Source organism: Marinomonas epiphytica (assembly GCF_054780655.1).
Window position 1 is genome coordinate 120998 of sequence record NZ_BAAGVX010000029.1, and the last position, 19701, is coordinate 140698.

Genomic DNA, 19701 nt, shown 5'->3' on the forward strand with positions numbered 1-19701 from the left:
TTTTCCCCTGTTGACTAACAATAAGGATCTCACATGTCTCAGCAAGTTTTTGAAGATAACTCCCTCACCATTGGTAATACACCACTGGTTCGCTTAAACCGCATTGGCAAGGGTAACATTTGGGCCAAGGTCGAATCTCGTAACCCAGCTTTTTCTGTTAAGTGTCGAATTGGTGCCAACATGGTATGGGACGCTGAGAAAAAAGGGATCCTAACTGAGGGTAAATCTATTGTTGAGCCTTCCAGTGGTAACACAGGTATTGCGTTATGTTTTGTGGCGGCATCCCGAGGTTACCCTATTACCATCACCATGCCTGCCAGCATGAGTGTTGAGCGCCGCCAAGTCATGAAAGCACTGGGGGCAAACATTGTGTTAACCGAGCCAGCTAAAGGCATGAAAGGCGCCATTGAAAAAGCCCAGGAAATCGCCCAAGACGATAACTTTGTTCTTTTGCAACAATTTGAAAACCCAGCTAACCCTGAGATCCACGAAAAAACCACCGGCCCTGAAATTTGGGCAGACACTGCTGGTGAAATTGATGTATTTGTTGCCGGCGTGGGTACTGGCGGCACCATTACCGGTGTGAGCCGTTATATTAAAAACACTCAGGGAAAGGCAATTACCAGTGTTGCCGTTGAACCTACGAGTTCACCTGTTATAAGCCAAACGCTTAATGGCGAAAGCCCAACCCCTGCACCCCATAAAATTCAAGGGATTGGGGCCGGTTTTGTACCAAAAAATTTAGACCTTTCTATCGTGGACCGCGTTGAACAAGTAAGCAACGAAGACGCCATTGCTATGGCTAAACGCCTAATGCGCGAAGAAGGTATTTTGTGCGGTATTTCCTGCGGTGCGGCTGTCATTGCAGCGGAACGTTTAAGCCAAGAAGCCGAGTTTAAAGATAAGAAGATTGTTGTGGTTTTGCCAGACTCAGGTGAACGTTACTTATCCAGCGCCTTATTCGAAGGCGAATTTACCGACAATGAGTTAGTACAGTAATAACCTGAATTGTTGACTTGGAGCCCAATAATCGGGCTCCAACTTCACTTTAGCAACGATACATACCGCAAATTTTATGGCCATCTGGATCTAAAAAATAGCACAGGTGTTTTTTCCCCGTAGATGTATCGCGCAAGCCTGGTGGCTCTTCTATACTGGTTGCACCATGGGCAACAGCCACATCATGAAACTGCTTAACTTGCTCGGCTGAATCACAGGAAAAGCCAATCGTCGCCCCGTTGGCAACCGTAGCCGATGCGCTATTAATCGGCTCAGTAATACAAAACATAGAACCATGTTGAGCATAAAACAAACGCATTTGCCCAGTATGGTTAACATTTTCCATGGCCTCTTTAATGCCCAATACAGCCAATACCTCATTATAAAATTGCTTGGATCTTTCTATGTCATTTGATCCAATCATCACATGGCTAAACATTCCATTCTCCTAGGTTTATCTTATCAGTCTACGCCTTAGCTTCTTTGATTTGGCAAACCACTTCCCCGTCATCAAATACACAAAGCTCGCCCTCTTGCATTTGCTGCCAGGTTTCATCTTGTGTTAATGGTTGAGTGGCAATCACAGTCACAACATCTTTATCTGTCGTGACTTCTTGAAAATCTACAATAACGTCTTCGTCAGACAGAGTGGCTTTTTTAAACGGAGCCCGTCGAGTAATCCAATGAAGCTTGGTGGTACAAAAGCAGAATAAGCGCTGACCATCTGATAGCATCATATTAAACACGCCCTTGCTTTTCAGCTGTAGCGCCAATTCAGACAAAGCATTACTCAGGGTTTGTAAGTCTGGCTCTTGATCTGCAAAGCGCGCCTGCAGCTGGCCAAGAAGCCAACAAAATGCCCGTTCAGAGTCGGTACTGCCAAGCGGGGTTTGTTGGTGAAGAGGTAAAGCCAAAGAGTCTTCCAATTGCCCATTATGAGCATATGACCAAGTCTTACCCCATAGCAAACGGCTAAAAGGGTGAGTATTAAGAAGACACACGCCCCCCACATTGGCTTGTCTTATATGGCTGATGACAATGTCGCATTTTAATGAGGTTTTACTCATTACGTCGGCCATGTCGGAATCTGCACTGGGTCTTGGGTCATGAATGGACCAAACATCTCCGTCTCGATACATAGCCATGCCCCAGCCATCTTTATGTGGGCCGGTTTTTCCACCTCGGGCACGTAAGCCTGAAAAGCTGAAACAAATATCGGTGGGTACATTAGCACTCATGCCTAGCAATTCGCACATGGGGGTAACTACTCTTTTTGAATGAAAAAATTATGCTTGGGGTAAGAAAGCTATGATCTTGTGGACCGGTAAACAATCGCCCCCAGTACTAGGAAAACGAACCCACCGCCAACAATCGCAATCCAAATGAACCAATTGATGTACTGGTCAGCACTGGATGGCAAGCCTTCTTGCTCCTCTTCAACCACGACATCAGGCTCTACTGCTGGCACGATTTGCGATGCCTCTGAGTCTATTTGCTGCGCCGCCTGTTGTTGGGCTACTTGTTGCTGCGCTTGCTCAGAAAAGGCAGGTAAAATATTTACCCCCACTGATGAGCTCGACTCCTCCACCACGCCAACAGCATCGTCAGGGTTGTCAATATCTATTATAGAGGCGGTGTCTAACGCTTGAGGCCCTTCTCGCCATATTGGGGTCCAATACTCATACACGCCATTATCCGTATCTACTAGTAGCTGAGCGCGTACTTGATCTTCTGGGCTTATGGCCCTGTTAAGGCGAAATTGCCAAGCAGATAAATTGCGAAGTTCCATAGGCTCAAGCAACACCTCAGATTGTCCTGGGCGGCGAATTTCAATGAACACATCAGAACTGAGTGGGTCCAGTTTTTTATTACTCGCTACCGCATTGAAAAGTAATGAACCCTGGTCGGTTTCTTCTCCTTGCAGTTGTATTGCAGGAGCAACATAAAAAGTTTGTCTGGTTTGCCTTAAGAACGGCTGGTCCTGACGATTACGCGCTTCTAAAAGAGTAATCAATTCATAGGTACCAGGTTCTTCAAGCTGATAATCCGCACCGACAAAACGAAACCCTGATGTTTGCATCAAGTCTTTGCGAAGAAGGGTTCTAGCCTCGCCTTTAACACGAAACAAAATTTGTTCAGCACGGGCACTATTAACAAATTGGAGGTCTTCAATGGGTACGCCTAAACTGACCCCTTGCATAGCAGAGTAGAAGCGCTCATTTTCAAATATAATGCTATCTAACACCGTAGGCTGCGAGCGAAGCGAAGTAATCACTCGGCTTTGCGCAAAAGATTGATCCATGCCAGCAAGTTGCCAGCTTCCTACCTCGGGCTGATCAATGGTAATCATTGAAAAGTGGTCAAAACTGACCACACTTGCTAGCTCAGTTGCGTTTTGATCAAACACATATCCACTTGGTGCAATAATCTCTGGCTCTTGCCCTTTAGTATGCAGCAGAGTAAAACGAATGCTGTCTACATTGGCGTCTACGTAAGTACGCTGATCAGCAAAAGGGACTTCTTGGTAAGGCACAGCCTGATTAAAAATACGCTCAAAAGAAGCCAATAACGATTCTGGAGCCGCAATTTCCATGTGGCTAGCACCGGTGCGTACTGCCAGTGTTTTAAGTAGTTCTGTGTCCGTATAACTGGACATAGAAATGGTATGAAGCTTGACGCCAAGGTTTTCTAGGCGGCGAGTCAATTCATTTAGAATGCGGTTTCGTGAAAAGTTATTCACCTCTTCATCAAGGCTAATGTCCACCATGCCATCCGTCACTAGAATCCAATGGCGTTCATCCTCGCTGTCCAAAGGCACCAAATCAGGCGTATCTAGCAATAAAGCAAGAGCCGTTTCCAGATCGGTCTTTTCGTCTTCAGTGCGATACGTTTCCAATGCAGAAGTTATTTGCGGCTTAGAAGAAGGGCTTACCAGGGTTTCAGGCAGTAATACCCGAGTGCTTTCACCGAACTGCCACACACCTAGGGTCGCTTTGTTTTCAGGGGCTAAGTGCGCCAACAAAGAAATGGCTTCGCCCGCCAGATGGTCTGGATCACTGGTTTGCATACTTCCAGAGGCATCTAAGATAACACGGAACTGGGTGTCGGCACGGCTTATAGAAGCCGTTAGCATGAATACGCTTATAAAAAACCCAACAACACTCAATCTCAACCAGGCCATATGGTGAACTCCTTCTTGTCGGTTGTTGACTAACAGCAAATTGGCTATTCAGTCGGTTGGTATGACTCAGGCATACCATGTACCCATTTAATAATGTGGGTGTCCCAATCTTCTTCCGGTACTCTGTGCTCATTAACCGCATAATGAGAAACGGTTAATCCTTGTCTTAACATTTCTTTTTGGCTACCAACTTTTAAAGGGTGCCACTCAGGTAGGTCTCCCGTTTCGTGTAGCACACGATATCCGCACGTATCGGGCAACCAATGAAAATCATCAATTTGCTCGTAAGTTAAAGTAATGCAGTTTGCCACTTTATTTTGGCGTGTAGCGTACACTTTACATTGACAGCTTTGGATATCCAATTGGTGACAAGATAAATCTGTGTAATAAATGTTATCTGTGTCTTCATCTTGCAATTTTTGCAGGCAACATTTACCGCAGCCATCACAAATGGATTCCCACTCCTGAGCACTCATTTTTTCAAGAGGTGTGGTTTTCCAAAAAGGTTCAAAACGCTTAGCAATCATAATTAATAAACTGACTCAGTTGGCGTTTTGTAGAGATCTAACAGGTAATCTTCTTTGGCTGGGGGCAGCTGTAAGTAAAAGCCTTTCTCACGAATGGATTTCACTATTTCAGCGGCATTGGCACGAGCCAGTTTTTTTTCTTTAGTGAGTAGCATGGTCATGGCGCTGATGCCTTTGCCAAAGCGAACCATCAATTCTTCTGGCACTTCTTTCAGGCCGATGCTTTTTTCCACATAGAGGTACATCTCATCATGCTTTGATGAGCGAAATACTTCTACAATTAAATGTTCTTTCATAACAATCCTACTTGCTCGCGCTGTTCATCTTGTGACGAACAGCCACTGAGTCTTTAACTTTTAAATTTTTCCAACACAGGGTCAATAATAACAGAGCGACGCCACCCCTCTAACCCTGGCATGTTTAAATCCAGATCACTGCCATCGAATAAATGGCGCACCACAGGATCAAGCAATTTACGCTTCATCATGGCTTCTGGGGCAATCTCTAATTGCTGCGCATGCTCACGGACAAAAGCTTTAATAGCCTTAGTAAGATCGCCCGCTTTAGATGGCAACGGCATAGGCAAAGGAAGCTGATATTCATCGTCCGACAGCTCTTTCACTAGGCCGACTTTTTCCAGAATCACATCACCATACAAACGGTGTTGGCGTCCTGTAAGCTCTTCCGTACCGGCAATGGCCTTATGAAAGGTCGGTAGGTTTTTCGCCAAGGCCCACAGTGTACGGTCTTTAAGAACCTGACCTTTAGGCACATCTTCTGTGCGGGCTTGTTGGTCACGCCAAATAAACAACAAACGCAACAATGTAAGGCTTTGAGGAGATAAACGCCAAGCGGTTTTCACGTTCATCCAGTTCTGCTCTGGGTCAGAGTTAATCAAATATTGCTCTTTTAATGACTCACAATCTTCCAGCGCCCAGTCTAGCATTTCTTTTGCTTGCAGTTTGGCGATTTGCTCAGGATACACCTGTGCAAGGTAAACCACATCTAAGGCGGCATAACGTTTTTGAGCGTCGGTTAATGGACGTTGTAACCAATCGGAGCGGGTCTCATCTTTAGCGACTTCAATGCCTAAATAAGCATGAATGAGTTTCACATAGCTAAGAGACCATTGTGCACTGGCAAAGGCCTCCCCTATTTGAGTATCAAAAAATGGACTGGGCAGCACACCGAGCAAACGGTCAAAAACGTCTAAATCTTCCGAGCAAGCGTGAAAGACTTTCATGACATTCTGATTAACCATTAGGTCACGCAAAGGCGACCAGTTTTCAATGGCCAAAGGATCAATCAAAACCGCCTTTTCCCCTTCACTGATTTGAATCAAACCTGTGATGGGGTAATAGGTTGAACGGCGAATAAATTCGGTGTCTACGGCGATCACAGGAAGTTGCGCCCAATAGTCACACCATTGGGCCAGTGCCGCGTCGTCTTCAACCCAAACGATATTCAATCCGTTTTGCTCTTGATTATTCATGCTAGAGTGTCTTCCGTCCCTCTAGCGCAAGGGCCAGAGTATTTCCATCAACGTATTCCAACTCGCCCCCCATGGGAACTCCATGAGCAATACGACTTACATTGATGTTTAAATTTTTAAGTAATTGCGCGATATAGTGACAAGTCGCCTCGCCTTCCACGGTGGAGTTAGTGGCAATAATGGCCTCTTCAATCCCGTTGTGCTCTACCAGTTGTTCAAGCCTATCGAGACCTAATTCTTCTGGCCCAATCCCATCAATTGGGGACAAATGCCCCAATAAAACAAAATAACGGCCTTGGTAGGTGCCCGCTGATTCAATGGCAATGACGTCAGCGGGGGTTTCAACAATACACAAGCGCGTTGCATCTCGTTCAGAAGATTGGCAAATCTCACACTCAGCTTCTTCGGTTAATGTACGACAGCTCGAACACCGCCCAACCTTATCCAATGCTTCTCTAAGTGAGTTAGCCAATTTATCAGCCCCTAGATGGTCTCTTTCTAATAAATGTAAGGCCATCTTCTGAGCGGATTTAGGACCGACACCAGGTAAACAACGTAACGATTCAATTAGCTCTTTGATTAAGGGGCTAAACAAGTCAATCTCCTAGAAAGGCATTTTGAAGCCAGGTGGTAGTGACATACCTGCTGTAGCCGCTTCCATTTTCTCTTTCTGGCTAGACTCAATATTACGTACTGCATCGTTAACCGCAGCCGCAATAAGGTCTTCTAGCATTTCTTTATCGTCTTCAAACAAAGAATCGTCGATTGATACACGTTTAACATCATGACGACCTGTCATAACAATTTTTACTAAGCCAGCACCCGCTTGACCTTCTACTTCCATGTTGGCTACTTCTTCTTGGGCCTTCTGCATGTTTTCCTGCATTTTCTGCGCTTGGCGCATCATGTTACCCATTCCACCTTTAAACATTTTTGTCTCCAATTAAGCTTTAACTTTAACAGTATCGTAAATCAGCTGTGCATTCATTGTTGTCGTTAATGCTTGCACAACTGGATGTGAATTCAAATAATCGATGGCAGATTGTAAAGCTTCTGCCCGTTTGCTAGCAGCAAATTCTTCCGCCGTTACACCATTCACCTCTTCTACCGTATCAATAATGAGGGGAACAGGCTGGTCAAAAAAATCACTCAAAGCACTTTGTACTTGCTCGTAACGCGTTTGATTAAGCATGTGACCGTATTCTAATGGCACTTGAATACGAATGCCTTGGTCTGATGCTTCTTGCAGGCTGGAGTTCATAATGATGTTGTGAACTAAACCGGTTAACGCTAAACGCGGCGCAACCAGCCACCAAATTTTCATGGACAGCTCGTTAAAGTGCGACATGTCTGGCACAGGCAATGCCAGTGCAGGCTGGGCTATATGATCAGGGATTTTCGCTAAACGCGAATCCACTGGCCCTTTCGGCTCGCTCTCTTCTTTTGGGGTATCTGTGTCAGTTTGCCCTAATGACTCAACCAAATCAGCAGCAGGGTTGAAGGGGTCTGCAACATCAGCAATGGCCCGCTCTTCTGCCTCTTCTTCGTCTTCCTCTTCGTCATCATCGTTCACTAGCGCATCATCATAAACGCTTGCGGCACGCTTTGCTTCCACCATTTTTTCCAGTGTCTCACTGACTTCTTTTGGGGCAGGTGATTGCTGAGGCTCGTCTTTTTTCTTCTGGGAATCTTGCTCCTGGACATCTTGCTCCTGAAAAGCTTGTTCAGTCGGGAGCTTGCTTTCTACAAACGGCTCAGGTGTTTCATCCGGCTCTTCCCAAGGGGGACGGGAAGACGCATCTTGAGCGCTCTCCAGTTCAGCTTCTGTTGCTTCAACACTCCCATGAGCAGTATCAGAAGACTCTGCTGACTCAGCTTGTAGCGGTTGATTACTCGGTTCAATGACGGTTTCTTCCCTATCAGGGGTACTCATTTCTGGCGCACTCAGTTGAGGCTCTGTCACAGGCGCTTGTGCTTCAGGTTCTTGAGGCTCATGAACGATAGGGCTTTGGTTCTCGGTGCTAACCACTTCTTGGCTTGGCGGAGCGGCATGGCTAACCGTCATAGGTGGTGCTGGACGAAAAGCGATTAGCCTTAACATCAACATTTCAAAGCCTGATTTCATAGAATGGGCAAGGGGTAAGTCTCGCCGCCCAATCAACAAGCTTTGATACATCAGCTGAATTTCTTCAGCGCGCACTTGCTGAGCAATATTTTGTATACGTGGCAGATCCCCTAGCTGGTCTTGTAGCGCTCCGGGGACTTGTTGCTCAATCGCCACTCTGTGTAAACAATCTAATAAACTGCCACACAGGGCCACATAATTGGGCTGATAATCAGCTAATGATTGAATTTTTTGTAAAGTAAGCGCCGCATCTTTACTGGCAATGGTTTCTAAAAGATCTAAAATTTGCGACTGATTTACCAAGCCCAACATGGCCGTCACACCCGATTCAGAAATACTGCCATCGCCAAACGCAATCGCTTGATCGGTTAAGCTCAATGCGTCTCGCATACTGCCATTGGCCGCTTGGCCAATTTGCCAGAGTGCCGATTGCTCATAGCCAACCGTTTCACTGTTCAGTACTGTCTGCAGGTAATCCACCACCCGTTGGGCCGACATATTCTTTAAGTTGAACTGCAAACAGCGAGATAAAATCGTGACCGGTAATTTTTGCGGATCTGTGGTAGCCAACAAAAACTTTACATGTTCTGGGGGTTCTTCAAGGGTTTTCAGCAAAGCATTAAACGAGTGGCTCGACAGCATGTGCACCTCGTCTATCAGGTACACTTTAAAACGCCCTCGGGTTGGAGCATATTGAACGTTTTCAAGCAGCTCGCGGGTATCTTCTACTTTTGTTCTGGAGGCCGCATCCACTTCTATTAAGTCAACAAAGCGACCTTCTGCTATTTCTACGCAGCTATCACAAGTACCACATGGCTCAGGAGAAATACCATTGGTTTCACAGTTTAAACACTTGGCAAAAATACGCGCAATGGTGGTTTTACCCACACCACGTGTGCCGGTAAACAAATAAGCATGGTGCAATCTCTGTTGGCGCAAAGCATTCACTAGGGCTTGCAATACATGGTCCTGACCCGCCATTTCTAAAAAGGTCTGTGGACGCCACTTACGTGCTAAAACTTGATAACTCATGATAGATACTGGCTAATAAAAAGCGAATTTTAATTGTACGGTAGTCCGCACCATTTCGGAACCGTTTACCGATAGGAATTGTTCGAGTTACAACGAAAAGAGCCGCTTCTAAGGGGTGCTTAACGAGCTTGAGGTCGAGGAACCAGTTAAACTGGCTGATAGAACAGACTTGCTTTAGTAAATCAATGACTTGGTGCTCTCACTATTGGAGTGCACCAAGTCTTAAAGCTCATTTAGCTTTGCGCAGCACGAACCTGACGTTGACGCTCTCTTTCTAGTTCTTTTTCAGAACGGTGCTTTTGCACAGCTTCTGTAACTTCGGCACCTATATGCTCCTCACCACGGGATTTAGCCAACTGCACTTGGCGTTCACGCTCGATAAAGCGTTGGCGTTGCTCGTCTGTGTATTTGTCTGCACAGTGTACGCAGCTGACACCTTGAATATAGCGCTCATCTTGCTTTTCTTCTGCGGTGATCGGCATGCGGCAAGCGTGACATTGGTCATATTCGCCTTTTTCAAGGGCATGGTTAACGGACACACGGTTATCAAACACAAAGCATTCGCCTTCCCACATAGAGTCTTCTTGAGGGACTTCTTCAAGATACTTTAAAATCCCCCCTTCTAAGTGGTAAACCTCGTCAAAACCCTGCTCTTTCATGTAAGCAGTAGATTTTTCACAACGAATGCCGCCAGTACAGAACATAGCCACTTTTTTGTGTTTTTCAGGGTTTAAGTTGTCTTTCACATAGTCTGGAAATTCGCGGAAAGTGTCAGTTTTAGGGTTAACCGCATTTTTAAAAGTACCAATTTGCACTTCGTAGTCGTTGCGGGTATCCACTAATACAACATCTGGATCAGAAATCAGGTCATTCCACTCTGAAGGCTTAACGTAAGTTCCGACCACTTTCTTAGGGTCGATACCTTCAACGCCCATGGTAACGATTTCTTTTTTCAGTTTTACCTTAGTGCGGTAAAACGGCATCGCATCGTCGTATGATTCTTTATAAACAATGTCATTTAAGCCTGGCTGTTTATCTAACCACGCCAGCATAGTGTCGATGCCTTGGCGAGACCCTGCCACAGTGCCATTAATACCTTCGTTGGCAAGCAATAAGGTACCGCGAATGCCATTTTCTTCCAGCACGCTAAGTAAGGGTTCACGCAGCGCTTGGTAGTTTTCTAAGGTGACGAATTTGTAGAGTGCGCACACAACGACTTTAGACATTTTTTTCTCCTATGCGGTCTGGAACGTAAAACCAGAGCAATTAAACAAGGCGCGCATTATAGAGATAATTCGTGTTTTTTTCGACCCTTTTACGAGCAAAAAATGCTATGATTCCACTCTAGTTTTGCTCTATTTCAATGACAAGCCAATAGCCCTCATACCCATGAAATATGTCTTACGTGATTACCAACAAGCCAGTGTTGATGCAGTATTAGCACACTTTCGAAAAAGCCAACAAGCAGCAGTGGTAGTATTACCCACAGGCGCTGGCAAAAGCTTGGTTATTGCAGAATTAAGCCGACTAGCTAAAGGACGAGTACTCTGCCTTGCTCACGTCAAAGAATTGGTGGAGCAAAATCATCAAAAATTTCTCGCCACTGGTCATACGGCGGGCATTTTTTCGGCTGGTTTAAATGAAAAGTCCAGTCATTTTAAAACCACCTTCGCTAGCATTCAATCTATTAGCAACCATTTAGATGCCTTTGAGCACCCTGCGAGTTTAATCATCATCGATGAGTGCCACCGCGTAAATCAGGACGATGAAGGCCAATATCAGCAAACCATTGAACACTTTAAAACCCTCAATCCTAATGTCAGAGTATTAGGTTTGACCGCTACCCCCTATCGTTTAGGCAGTGGGTGGATCTATCAACATCATTACCATGGCTTTACCCGTATCTCAGACGACCAAAAAGAGAACGTTTTTTTCTCTCGCTGTGTTTATGAGCTCCCCTTGCAACACATGGTGAAACAGGGGTATTTAACCAAACCCATTCACTATAATGCCGCCACCGCCCACTACGATTTTAGCCAGCTCGATGAAAGTTTAGATGGTGATCAGGATGTCTCTGACCTAGAACTGAATGAGTTAATTCAAAGGCACCCTAGGGTCACCCAAGCAGTCACGGAACAAATTTTACAGTTTAGCCATGACAGACAAGGGGTCATGATTTTTGCTGCCACCATTGACCACGCAGAAGAAATTTTCAGTTATTTGCCTGAGTCAGAAACTGCTATAGTGACAGGAAAAACGCCTCGCCACGAACGTGACCGCATTATCAACAAATTTAAGAGCAAACAACTTAAGTATCTGGTCAATGTTTCGGTTCTGACAACTGGGTTTGATGCCCCTCATGTGGATGTGATCGCTATTTTGCGCCCCACTCAATCCATTAGCTTATTTCAGCAGATCGTGGGTCGCGGCTTAAGGCTCAGCCCAGGCAAAAAAGACTGCCTGATTCTGGACTATACCAATAAAGGCTATGATATTTTCCAACCTGAAATTGGTGAAAAGAAGCCCAACAACGCCTCCCAAGCGGTACAAGTACACTGCCCTAAATGCGGTTTTGCCAATACCTTTTGGGGTGAGTTAGACGACCAAGGTAACCTTTTAGAACACTACGGCAGGCGCTGTCATGGCTTAGTTGAGGAAGAGCCAGAAGCTGTGCAATGCGACTATCGCTTTAGCTTTAAAACCTGCCCCTATTGCCAAGCTGAAAACGACATTGCTGCACGGCAGTGCCAAAGCTGTTTTGAAAAACTCATTGACCCAGATGAGCAGCTTCGCCAAGCACTTAATCTAAAAGGCAACCGAGTGTTACGCTGTTCAGGATTAACAATAGAAATTGAAAAGAGCAAAAACCGCTTAAAAGCCATTTATCACGATGAGGATGGACTAACCTTGAGTGAGTATTTTCACTTTAATCAGGCGCACTCTAAGGCCTTGTTTAATCAGTTATTTACTCGCAGACTGGCAGGGGCCAGTGTGACAGTGGATTTTGAACAAGCCGAGGAGGTAAACAGTTTCATTCCGTACCTGCCATGCCCTGACTTTGTTATTAGTAAAAAGAATAAGCATTTTTGGCAAGTTACAGAACGTCTGTTCGACTACCAAGGTGCCTACCGCAAAGCAAACCAACTTAATTAAAACCGATTTAACTTACCCTTGATAAATGCAGGTTAGACTGACTTACTAAACAGTTTTTACCCGCTCCTTTAGCCTGATATAACGCCATGTCCGCCATTGAGAGCCAATGATCAATCTGTTTCTCTGTTACTCTTTTTGAAGGTGTCGCAAAATTAATGCAATGCAACCCTATTGAAGCAGTCAGATGGAATGAATCTTCGAAAGTGCGATTCACGTTAGATAAAATTCGGTCACAAACCTCGATAGCCTTTTCTTCCGTTTGATCTGGCAACCAGACGATAAATTCGTCTCCACCTATACGAGCCACCATGTCTTCAGCACTCAAAACCTGTTGAATGTCCGCCACCAGTTGAACCAGTACGTCATCACCTGCTTTATGCCCATACTCATCATTCACCTTTTTGAAGCCATCTAAATCAACGGCGACTAACGCCCCTTCACCTTTTTCTTGCTGAAGCTGCTGCAGGCTTTCGTTTAGTTTTTGGTACATACCTAAGCGATTATAAGCATGAGTTAGGCTGTCGTGGGTGGCAAGGTAAGCCAACTCTTCATTAAGTTTCTTCATTTGTTGCTCTTGCTTCTGCCTTGAAAGCTCAACTTCTATCCAGGAGACCATTAGGCGCAAAGCGTCTATGTCTACTTCATCAAACTGACGCGGGAAAGGAAATGGGCTGGAAAAATTTAACGTGCCATAAAACTCATCGTTCAAATAAATTGGCATACCTATGTAAGCTTCTAGACCAAAAGCTTTATATGCAGGGTGGCAGGATAACTCGTCTTCACGTGCCATGTGCTCAATTGCAACAGGTTCATTGGCTTGGCAAGTTATAACACAATAAGTCGCCTCAAAATCAAATCGACTACCGCTTTCTAACGGTAGTTCTTCAGGTGCCACACATTGTTGTATCACATAATCATTACCTTCAATCTTAGATAAAATACCAATATCTAAATTAAAGCGCTCTAACCCCATTTCAAGGAGTTTGATGATTTGCATATCAAAACCAAGATAATGATCATTGGTAATTTGATACAAGCGACGGATTACTTGTTCACTTGAGGTGGAAAAGTTCATTGGCAAGCCCTCAAAACTCAGTAACGGTTAAGCGTTCCATGCCAAATTAATGAGACAAGTGTAGTCAGCCAACTCTCATAATAACAAGCCGATGTTGCGGCAGTTTACATTTCAGCTACAAAAAAAGACGCAGAATTGCGTCTTTTTTTAAAATTTAGCCTAGCAGTTAGATGCTAGCGTTTTTTCAATGCCCCTTCTGAGAAGGTGACAAACTCTTCCGCACTGGTTGGATGCACCCCAACAGTAGCATCGAAGTCGGCCTTGGTTGCGCCCGCTTTAATGGCAATCCCCAACCCTTGAATGATTTCACCAGCATAGTCGCCCACCATGTGAGCACCTATGACTTTGTCGTCAGCATTGTTGACCAACAATTTCATCATAGAGCGAGTAGTCGCGCCACTTAAGGTGTGCTTCATGGCTCTAAAGTCTGTCTGATAAACTCTAAAATCTAATCCGCGTGCATCGGCTTCTTGCTCAGACAAACCCACAGTACCAATGGACGGCTGGCTAAAGACTGCTGTTGGAATGTTGTCGTAGTCAAAATCAACTTCCTTTCCTTCAAACCAATAATCGATTAACGCCATGGCTTCTTTGATCGCCACTGGGGTTAATTGGATTTTATCGGTAACATCGCCTAACGCAAAAACACTATCAACCTGAGTTTTAAAGTTATTATCTACACTGATCGCCCCGTTTTTGCCTGCTTCAATGCCAGCTTTATCAAGGGCAAGCGTAGCGGTATTAGGCACTCGACCGGTTGCATATAACACCAAGCCAAAACGCTCTTCACGGCCGTCTTTGAAGTACACAACACGATCACTTTGATCGTTACCAGGCTCAGCCAGCTCTATGCGCTCTACATCCGTATTGAGCTGCATATCAATGCCAGATTTAGCGTACTCTTCACTCGCAAACTGACGAATATCTTCATCAAAACCGCGTAATACCTGCTCACCACGGTAAGCCAGTGTGGTCTTCACGCCAAGCCCTTGCATGATGCCTGCAAACTCAACCGCTATATAACCACCACCAACAACCAGCGCTTTGCTTGGTAAGGTATCGAGGTAGAACATTTCATTGGAGCTCACCACCAAATCATTACCAACAAAGTCTGGAATGAAAGGCTTAGCCCCAACCGCTACCAGGATCTTTTCCGCAGTATATTGAACGCCTGCAACTTCAACCGTATGAGCGTCTACAAACTTAGCAAAGCCAGAAATAACTTCTACACCCGCATTGCCTAGCAAATTACCGTAAATGCCATTTAAACGTTCAATTTCTTTAGTTTTATTGTTTACTAACACTGACCAGTCAAAGTTTACGTCGCCCACTTGCCAACCGTAACCAGCGGCTTCACCAAAACCGTGACCGTATTCAGAACCATAAACAAAGAGCTTTTTCGGCACACAGCCAATGTTGACACAGGTTCCACCCAGTGCGCTGCCTTCGGCCACCGCGACCTTATAACCTTTAGATGCCGCCACTCGGCTAGCTCGTACACCACCAGACCCTGCGCCAATTACAAACAAATCATATTGATAAGCCATTTATCGCTCTCCAAAACTTTTTTATGTGCCATAAGTGACAGCAAGTGTAACAGCAGAGTTCCAAGAAGTTAAAAAATATAGCGGATGTTTTGCCCTAAAATGTGACAAGAAAATCGATTTTTCCAAGAAACGCCTACAAGGCTTTATGACAACTCCCCTTGTCGGTATGATGCCTAGTATCAACATAAGGAAAGAGTTATCATGAAGTTTGTTTCATTCAATATTAATGGCTTACGTGCCCGCCCCCACCAAATCGAAGCGCTTGTTAACAAGCACGCTCCTGATGTCATCGGCTTGCAAGAAATTAAGGTACATGATGACGCTTTTCCCCATGAGATTCCCGAATCCGTTGGCTACCACGCCTATTATTATGGTCAAAAATCTCATTACGGCGTTGCCATTTTAAGTAAGCAGCCTGCTACCCATGTGGAATATGGCTTCCCTAACGACGAAGACGACGCTCAACGCCGTATGATCATTGCCACCTTTGACACGCCTCAAGGCCCAGTTAAGGTGCTAAACGGTTATTTTCCACAAGGTGAAAACCGTGATCACGAGACTAAATTCCCTGCTAAACGTAAGTTCTATGCGGACTTAATGAGCTACTTAGAGCAGCACTCTCCCGATGAAAAAATTATCGTTATGGGAGACATAAACATTTCTCCGACTGACCTAGACATTGGTATCGGTCCGCAGAATGCAAAACGTTGGCTTAAAACGGGCAAATGTAGCTTTTTACCAGAAGAAAGAGAATGGTTTCAGCGATTAACCAGCTGGGGCTTTACAGATACCTTCAGACAGCTAAAACCCAGTGTTGATGACCGTTTCAGCTGGTTTGACTACCGTTCCAAAGGGTTTGATGATGAGCCTAAACGAGGTCTGCGTATTGATGTGATTCTTGCCTCAGAAGGCTTAGCCCCTAGCCTAAAAGAAGCGGATGTAGACTATGAGCTAAGAGGCTTAGAAAAGCCGTCTGACCACGCACCTATTTGGTCGGTTTTCGACTTAGCCTAACCAAACCGAGCTGTATATTTTTTAACCAATCAATTTGCAGCTCGATTCTATGGGATGATAGCGAATCTTATTTAGGCCTACCCCCAGATTTATCCACAGTCTGTGTGGATGATTTTCCCACCATAAATTTTAACCTAAAAAGTCAATATACAACCCCAAAAAAAACTCCCCTAATCTGTTTTCGTCTGTTCTGCTTTCATCTACTCTAAGGCTCGACCGGATGGCGAACTCGTAGAAAGCTTGTGAACCTTGGCAACCCCCGCTTAGTAAAACCTTGATACTGGTAAGTAATGAGATCGCCAATTTGTGGAGGACTTTCACGCTCTGCATCAGTAAAACCTGTACCAATTTTAAAACGCAAACCAGAAGGCATTGCCACCTCAATTGAGCCCATTTTACCTAAATACTTTCCTTTACCTGGCAGGATTTTCGTCACCCTTGCCTCTGCATCCAGATAGGGTTTTAGCTTTAATAAGTTATCGCTTCTGCCATGATGAAACAGGGCGGCCTTTCTGTGTAACATTAAGCCTTCTGCCCCATCAGCGACTCGCTCTTTTAACATTTGATAAAGCTCATCTGTACTGTTAAGTGATCGTTGCTCTACAGGTTGAATATGGCTCACCCCAAGCTCGGCGACAATACGCTGATAACGTACATAGCGTTCTTCAAAGGTTAATAACCGGGCTTTATCTGGTGCGTCAAACACCATATAACGAATAGATTGCCACTGGGCATTTTGAGGTTTTTTCTTGCGTACTACGGAGCTAATGAACTCAAAGTCTTGGCGCTTACTCCAAAGCTCGCCATCTAGCCATATATTTGGCAAAGGCTCGATAAACCAAGCTGGCGCGTGAATTTCATTTCCCTTTCGGGTTAATAATTTTTGGCCTGTCCAGATCGCACGAATACCGTCATACTTTTCGCTGACCAAGTACTCTTCGATCTGCACGTTATCAGACAGCACGTTAGCCAATTGCACATCGGGTTGGGCCCATGCCGATACCACCCCAAAACACAGCAAACAGGCCGCTATATATTGTTTAAGCATATTTCACTCCTTGAATCTTGATTGCGTTATCCATAACGCACTAGCAAACGAGTGTTTGCTACCCTCTAGGTATAGAAGTAAAGCTTGAGTAACTCAACGCTGGCGCTATTTGACACAATTGATTGCGGCAAGCTCAATGCCCCGCAAGCTGACTTCTGACAGAATAAAAACCTGGCATCAATTCTTTTTCTAGCTTGACGTAGGTTCTTTCTCGAGTATTTTCGCTTAGCCGAAGTTTACTCAGCCACCTTGCGGAAGCTAGTAATAGTTCTTTTCAATAGTGAGACTAGTAAATCATACTCAAGGTAGCCCTAACACACACTTAATGGGCCGAAAAGCTTGCGCTTCCCGCGCCGCTAAGCCCATAATTAAAGTACTTATTAGAATTATCCAATCCAATTTTTTAAATTTGCTCTTTTTATCCAACCAGACTTACATGGCCCACTATATGGCTGCCTCTTTTCAACAGTAGTACCAACGCCACAAACCAGAGATTCGTCATTTTTGTAGACAATACCAACCCAATCATCCACAAGAGTTTTGTCCGAATAATCACACACAGAAACATATATTCCAGTAGCAACTTCATCGATAACATTTGATTCATCATCAGGAGCTGAATACACGGTTACTTTTTTCGCTGTTGAAGAAAATACTTCCGCAGCAGAATAACAAGCATCGTAATTCTTTTCACCGCCAACCATAACCTTTACACGTTCAGTACAAGCAGTATTCATAAGCAATACAAAAACTAATAAAACATAATTCTTCATAGAGTTTTTCTTCTTCGGAATAATTGGGGTCAGAGTAAAATTAAATCTCTACGATCCGCCATCATTACTATTTTTACGCCACCCATCTTTTCGTCCACGCTTTGACTGCGTTTGCCGTTGCCCTGTTAGCAATTCTATTTGCTCTTTAAATCGATCATTTCCTAATGCTAAGCCTTTATTTGCAGTTAAACGAATGTCTTCTAGCAATTTACCATCTACCTGATACTGAAACATTGCTCGATACACATCACATCGTTCTTCTTTTGTTCTTCCCAATGATTGATAAAGTTCATGGGGTGTCAGTAGTTCACTGTTAATACCCAAACCGTTACATTGGTAACTTGACCAAGAATAGTCAGCAGGATCTTTCACCATATTAGCCCTAACTGGGTTTAACTCAATATAGCGGTACAAATGAAAAAGGTAACTTTGGTCTTGCACTAGACAGGACTTAAATCGCCCTTCCCACAAAGTACCAGTACGTTGATAGGTATAGTTAAAATAGCGTACATACTGCCTACCTAGCGACTGCATCATTTTGGAGATAGCTGCTGTACTGCTTGGCGTACACAACAAATGCACATGATTTGTCATAAACACCCAGGCATGTATCGACACTCCAAACTTCTTAGCATACTCACTAAGCCAATGAGCATAGGCTTTCATATCTTCATCACAGGCAAAAATTGGCTGGCGGTTATTACCTCGCTGGATGATATGCTCGGCATAGCCAGGAATAGAAACTCTCAGACGACGTGGCATGGAGACTCCTTTCTCACATACTTTAGGATATATAAAGATAGCATGAAGTGGGGTTGGCTAGGGAGTCGATTTAATTTTACTCTGACCCCTATCTCATTCCGATTACGCCATTGCGAAATCTATTGGATGGACCTTAGTAAGATTAACATTCTGTTTGGCTTGCCAAAGATCGTAGTTATCTTGCATCACCAACCAACTTTCAGGAGTTCTTCCAAGAGCCTTTGATAGTCGTAATGCCATCTCAGGCGTTATAGCGCTTTTGCCTTTTAAGATGCGGTTTAAAGTTGACGCTGAAACATCAAGTTGTTTAGCAACAAATCTGCAGCTGTAGCCAAAGGGTTGCATATATACATCGGAAATAAATTCACCCGGATGCGGTGGATTATGCATAGTCATTAGTGATAATCCTCATAATTAAGTATGTAAGCATTTCCATCTATAAACTCAAAAGTTACTCGCCAATTTCCGTTAACGGTAATAGACCAAATACCTTTTCTATTGCCTTTAAGCGGATGGAGTTTAAAGCCTGGTAAATCAACATCTTCGATCACTGTTGCCGTGTCAATAGCGGCCAATTGCATTCTTAGTCGACGCCCGTGTTTGGCTTGAATTCCGGCTTCGTTTCCCGATTCAAAGAACTTCTTGAGTCCTTTATGTTTAAATGATTTGATCATGGTGAAAGTGTAGCGCGTTGCGCAACAGGTGTCTAATAGGAATATAACGCTGCGTTAAGTAGTGAGCAACACTGACCACCAAACCTAAACCATTGTGCCGTAAACACTAAATTCAAAGTAAACCAAAAGTGCCAAGCGTTGGGAATCTGTCTTAAACGCTTTGTTATTCTGCAGTTACGAGAACCTCGATGCTAACTTTTTGTACACTGCATCTTTGTCTCGTTTTCCAATAGCCAACACATACACCACGATTTCATCGTCAATGACTTCATAGGCTAAGCGATAACCTGCTGTACGCA

Annotated in this window: 20 protein-coding genes; 3 read left to right on the forward strand and 17 right to left on the reverse strand. The window is 44.4% G+C overall.

All coding sequences use genetic code 11. The annotated features are described in order from the left end of the window. Positions 1–33 precede the first annotated feature (33 nt). A complete protein-coding gene (gene cysK, locus ACYVGZ_RS08725; RefSeq protein WP_460754062.1) occupies positions 34–999 on the forward strand; it encodes a cysteine synthase A in 966 nt (321 codons plus the stop codon). Between the two features lie 49 nt (positions 1000–1048). Here cysK and ACYVGZ_RS08730 read toward each other — a convergent pair whose 3' ends face one another. The 10 genes from ACYVGZ_RS08730 to trhO all read right to left on the reverse strand — a co-directional run bounded on the left by ACYVGZ_RS08730 (position 1049) and on the right by trhO (position 10582). Beyond that, positions 1049–1438, reverse strand: coding sequence for a VOC family protein (locus tag ACYVGZ_RS08730; protein WP_460754065.1), 390 nt, complete (start codon positions 1436–1438; stop codon positions 1049–1051). Positions 1439–1466: 28 nt separating this feature from the next. Then, on the reverse strand, positions 1467–2255 hold the full coding sequence (locus tag ACYVGZ_RS08735; RefSeq protein ID WP_460754068.1) for a class II glutamine amidotransferase: 789 nt from the start codon (positions 2253–2255) through the stop codon (positions 1467–1469). Positions 2256–2305: 50 nt separating this feature from the next. After that, on the reverse strand, positions 2306–4180 hold the full coding sequence (locus ACYVGZ_RS08740) for a vWA domain-containing protein (protein ID WP_460754071.1): 1875 nt from the start codon (positions 4178–4180) through the stop codon (positions 2306–2308). Between the two features lie 44 nt (positions 4181–4224). After that, positions 4225–4707, reverse strand: a complete 483-nt coding sequence (locus ACYVGZ_RS08745; RefSeq protein ID WP_460754074.1) for a YcgN family cysteine cluster protein — start codon at positions 4705–4707, stop codon at positions 4225–4227. Positions 4708–4709: 2 nt separating this feature from the next. Then, positions 4710–5003, reverse strand: coding sequence for a YcgL domain-containing protein (locus ACYVGZ_RS08750; protein WP_460754077.1), 294 nt, complete (start codon positions 5001–5003; stop codon positions 4710–4712). Between the two features lie 53 nt (positions 5004–5056). Continuing rightward, positions 5057–6199, reverse strand: a complete 1143-nt coding sequence (gene rnd / locus ACYVGZ_RS08755; protein ID WP_460754080.1) for a ribonuclease D — start codon at positions 6197–6199, stop codon at positions 5057–5059. Between the two features lies 1 nt (position 6200). Then, a complete protein-coding gene (gene recR, locus ACYVGZ_RS08760; RefSeq protein ID WP_460754083.1) occupies positions 6201–6794 on the reverse strand; it encodes a recombination mediator RecR in 594 nt (197 codons plus the stop codon). 9 nt (positions 6795–6803) lie between these two features. Further along, the gene (locus tag ACYVGZ_RS08765; RefSeq protein WP_460754086.1) at positions 6804–7130 is read right to left on the reverse strand and encodes a YbaB/EbfC family nucleoid-associated protein; all 327 of its coding nucleotides are present in this window, start codon (positions 7128–7130) and stop codon (positions 6804–6806) included. 12 nt (positions 7131–7142) lie between these two features. Further along, on the reverse strand, positions 7143–9356 hold the full coding sequence (gene dnaX / locus ACYVGZ_RS08770; RefSeq protein WP_460754089.1) for a DNA polymerase III subunit gamma/tau: 2214 nt from the start codon (positions 9354–9356) through the stop codon (positions 7143–7145). Between the two features lie 233 nt (positions 9357–9589). Next, a complete protein-coding gene (gene trhO, locus ACYVGZ_RS08775) occupies positions 9590–10582 on the reverse strand; it encodes an oxygen-dependent tRNA uridine(34) hydroxylase TrhO (protein WP_460754091.1) in 993 nt (330 codons plus the stop codon). A gap of 163 nt (positions 10583–10745) precedes the next feature. Here trhO and ACYVGZ_RS08780 point away from each other — a divergent pair, with 163 nt between their 5' ends. Continuing rightward, entirely contained in the window at positions 10746–12509 is a 1764-nt protein-coding gene (locus ACYVGZ_RS08780; protein ID WP_460754094.1) for a DEAD/DEAH box helicase family protein, read from the forward strand. 7 nt (positions 12510–12516) lie between these two features. On the opposite strand, the gene ACYVGZ_RS08785 is transcribed toward ACYVGZ_RS08780, so the two are convergent. Together ACYVGZ_RS08785 and gorA are read right to left on the reverse strand one after the other, a co-directional pair. Continuing rightward, positions 12517–13584 (reverse strand): sensor domain-containing diguanylate cyclase, encoded by a 1068-nt coding sequence (locus tag ACYVGZ_RS08785; RefSeq protein WP_460754097.1) that lies wholly within the window; start codon positions 13582–13584, stop codon positions 12517–12519. Positions 13585–13757: 173 nt separating this feature from the next. After that, the gene (gene gorA, locus ACYVGZ_RS08790; RefSeq protein WP_460754100.1) at positions 13758–15131 is read right to left on the reverse strand and encodes a glutathione-disulfide reductase; all 1374 of its coding nucleotides are present in this window, start codon (positions 15129–15131) and stop codon (positions 13758–13760) included. Between the two features lie 201 nt (positions 15132–15332). Here gorA and xthA point away from each other — a divergent pair, with 201 nt between their 5' ends. Beyond that, positions 15333–16145, forward strand: coding sequence for an exodeoxyribonuclease III (gene xthA, locus ACYVGZ_RS08795; protein ID WP_460754102.1), 813 nt, complete (start codon positions 15333–15335; stop codon positions 16143–16145). Positions 16146–16350: 205 nt separating this feature from the next. Here xthA and ACYVGZ_RS08800 read toward each other — a convergent pair whose 3' ends face one another. From ACYVGZ_RS08800 to ACYVGZ_RS08820, 5 genes are all read right to left on the reverse strand, one after another. Continuing rightward, the gene (locus ACYVGZ_RS08800; protein ID WP_460754105.1) at positions 16351–17193 is read right to left on the reverse strand and encodes a DNA ligase; all 843 of its coding nucleotides are present in this window, start codon (positions 17191–17193) and stop codon (positions 16351–16353) included. A gap of 386 nt (positions 17194–17579) precedes the next feature. Beyond that, entirely contained in the window at positions 17580–17966 is a 387-nt protein-coding gene (locus ACYVGZ_RS08805; protein ID WP_460754108.1) for a hypothetical protein, read from the reverse strand. 48 nt (positions 17967–18014) lie between these two features. After that, entirely contained in the window at positions 18015–18728 is a 714-nt protein-coding gene (locus tag ACYVGZ_RS08810) for a transposase (protein WP_460754111.1), read from the reverse strand. A 102-nt stretch (positions 18729–18830) separates the two neighbouring features. After that, positions 18831–19124, reverse strand: a complete 294-nt coding sequence (locus ACYVGZ_RS08815) for a HigA family addiction module antitoxin (RefSeq protein WP_460754114.1) — start codon at positions 19122–19124, stop codon at positions 18831–18833. Further along, positions 19124–19402, reverse strand: a complete 279-nt coding sequence (locus ACYVGZ_RS08820) for a type II toxin-antitoxin system RelE/ParE family toxin (RefSeq protein ID WP_460754117.1) — start codon at positions 19400–19402, stop codon at positions 19124–19126. Before ACYVGZ_RS08820 ends, ACYVGZ_RS08815 begins: the two co-directional genes overlap by 1 nt. Between the last annotated feature and the right edge of the window lie 299 nt (positions 19403–19701).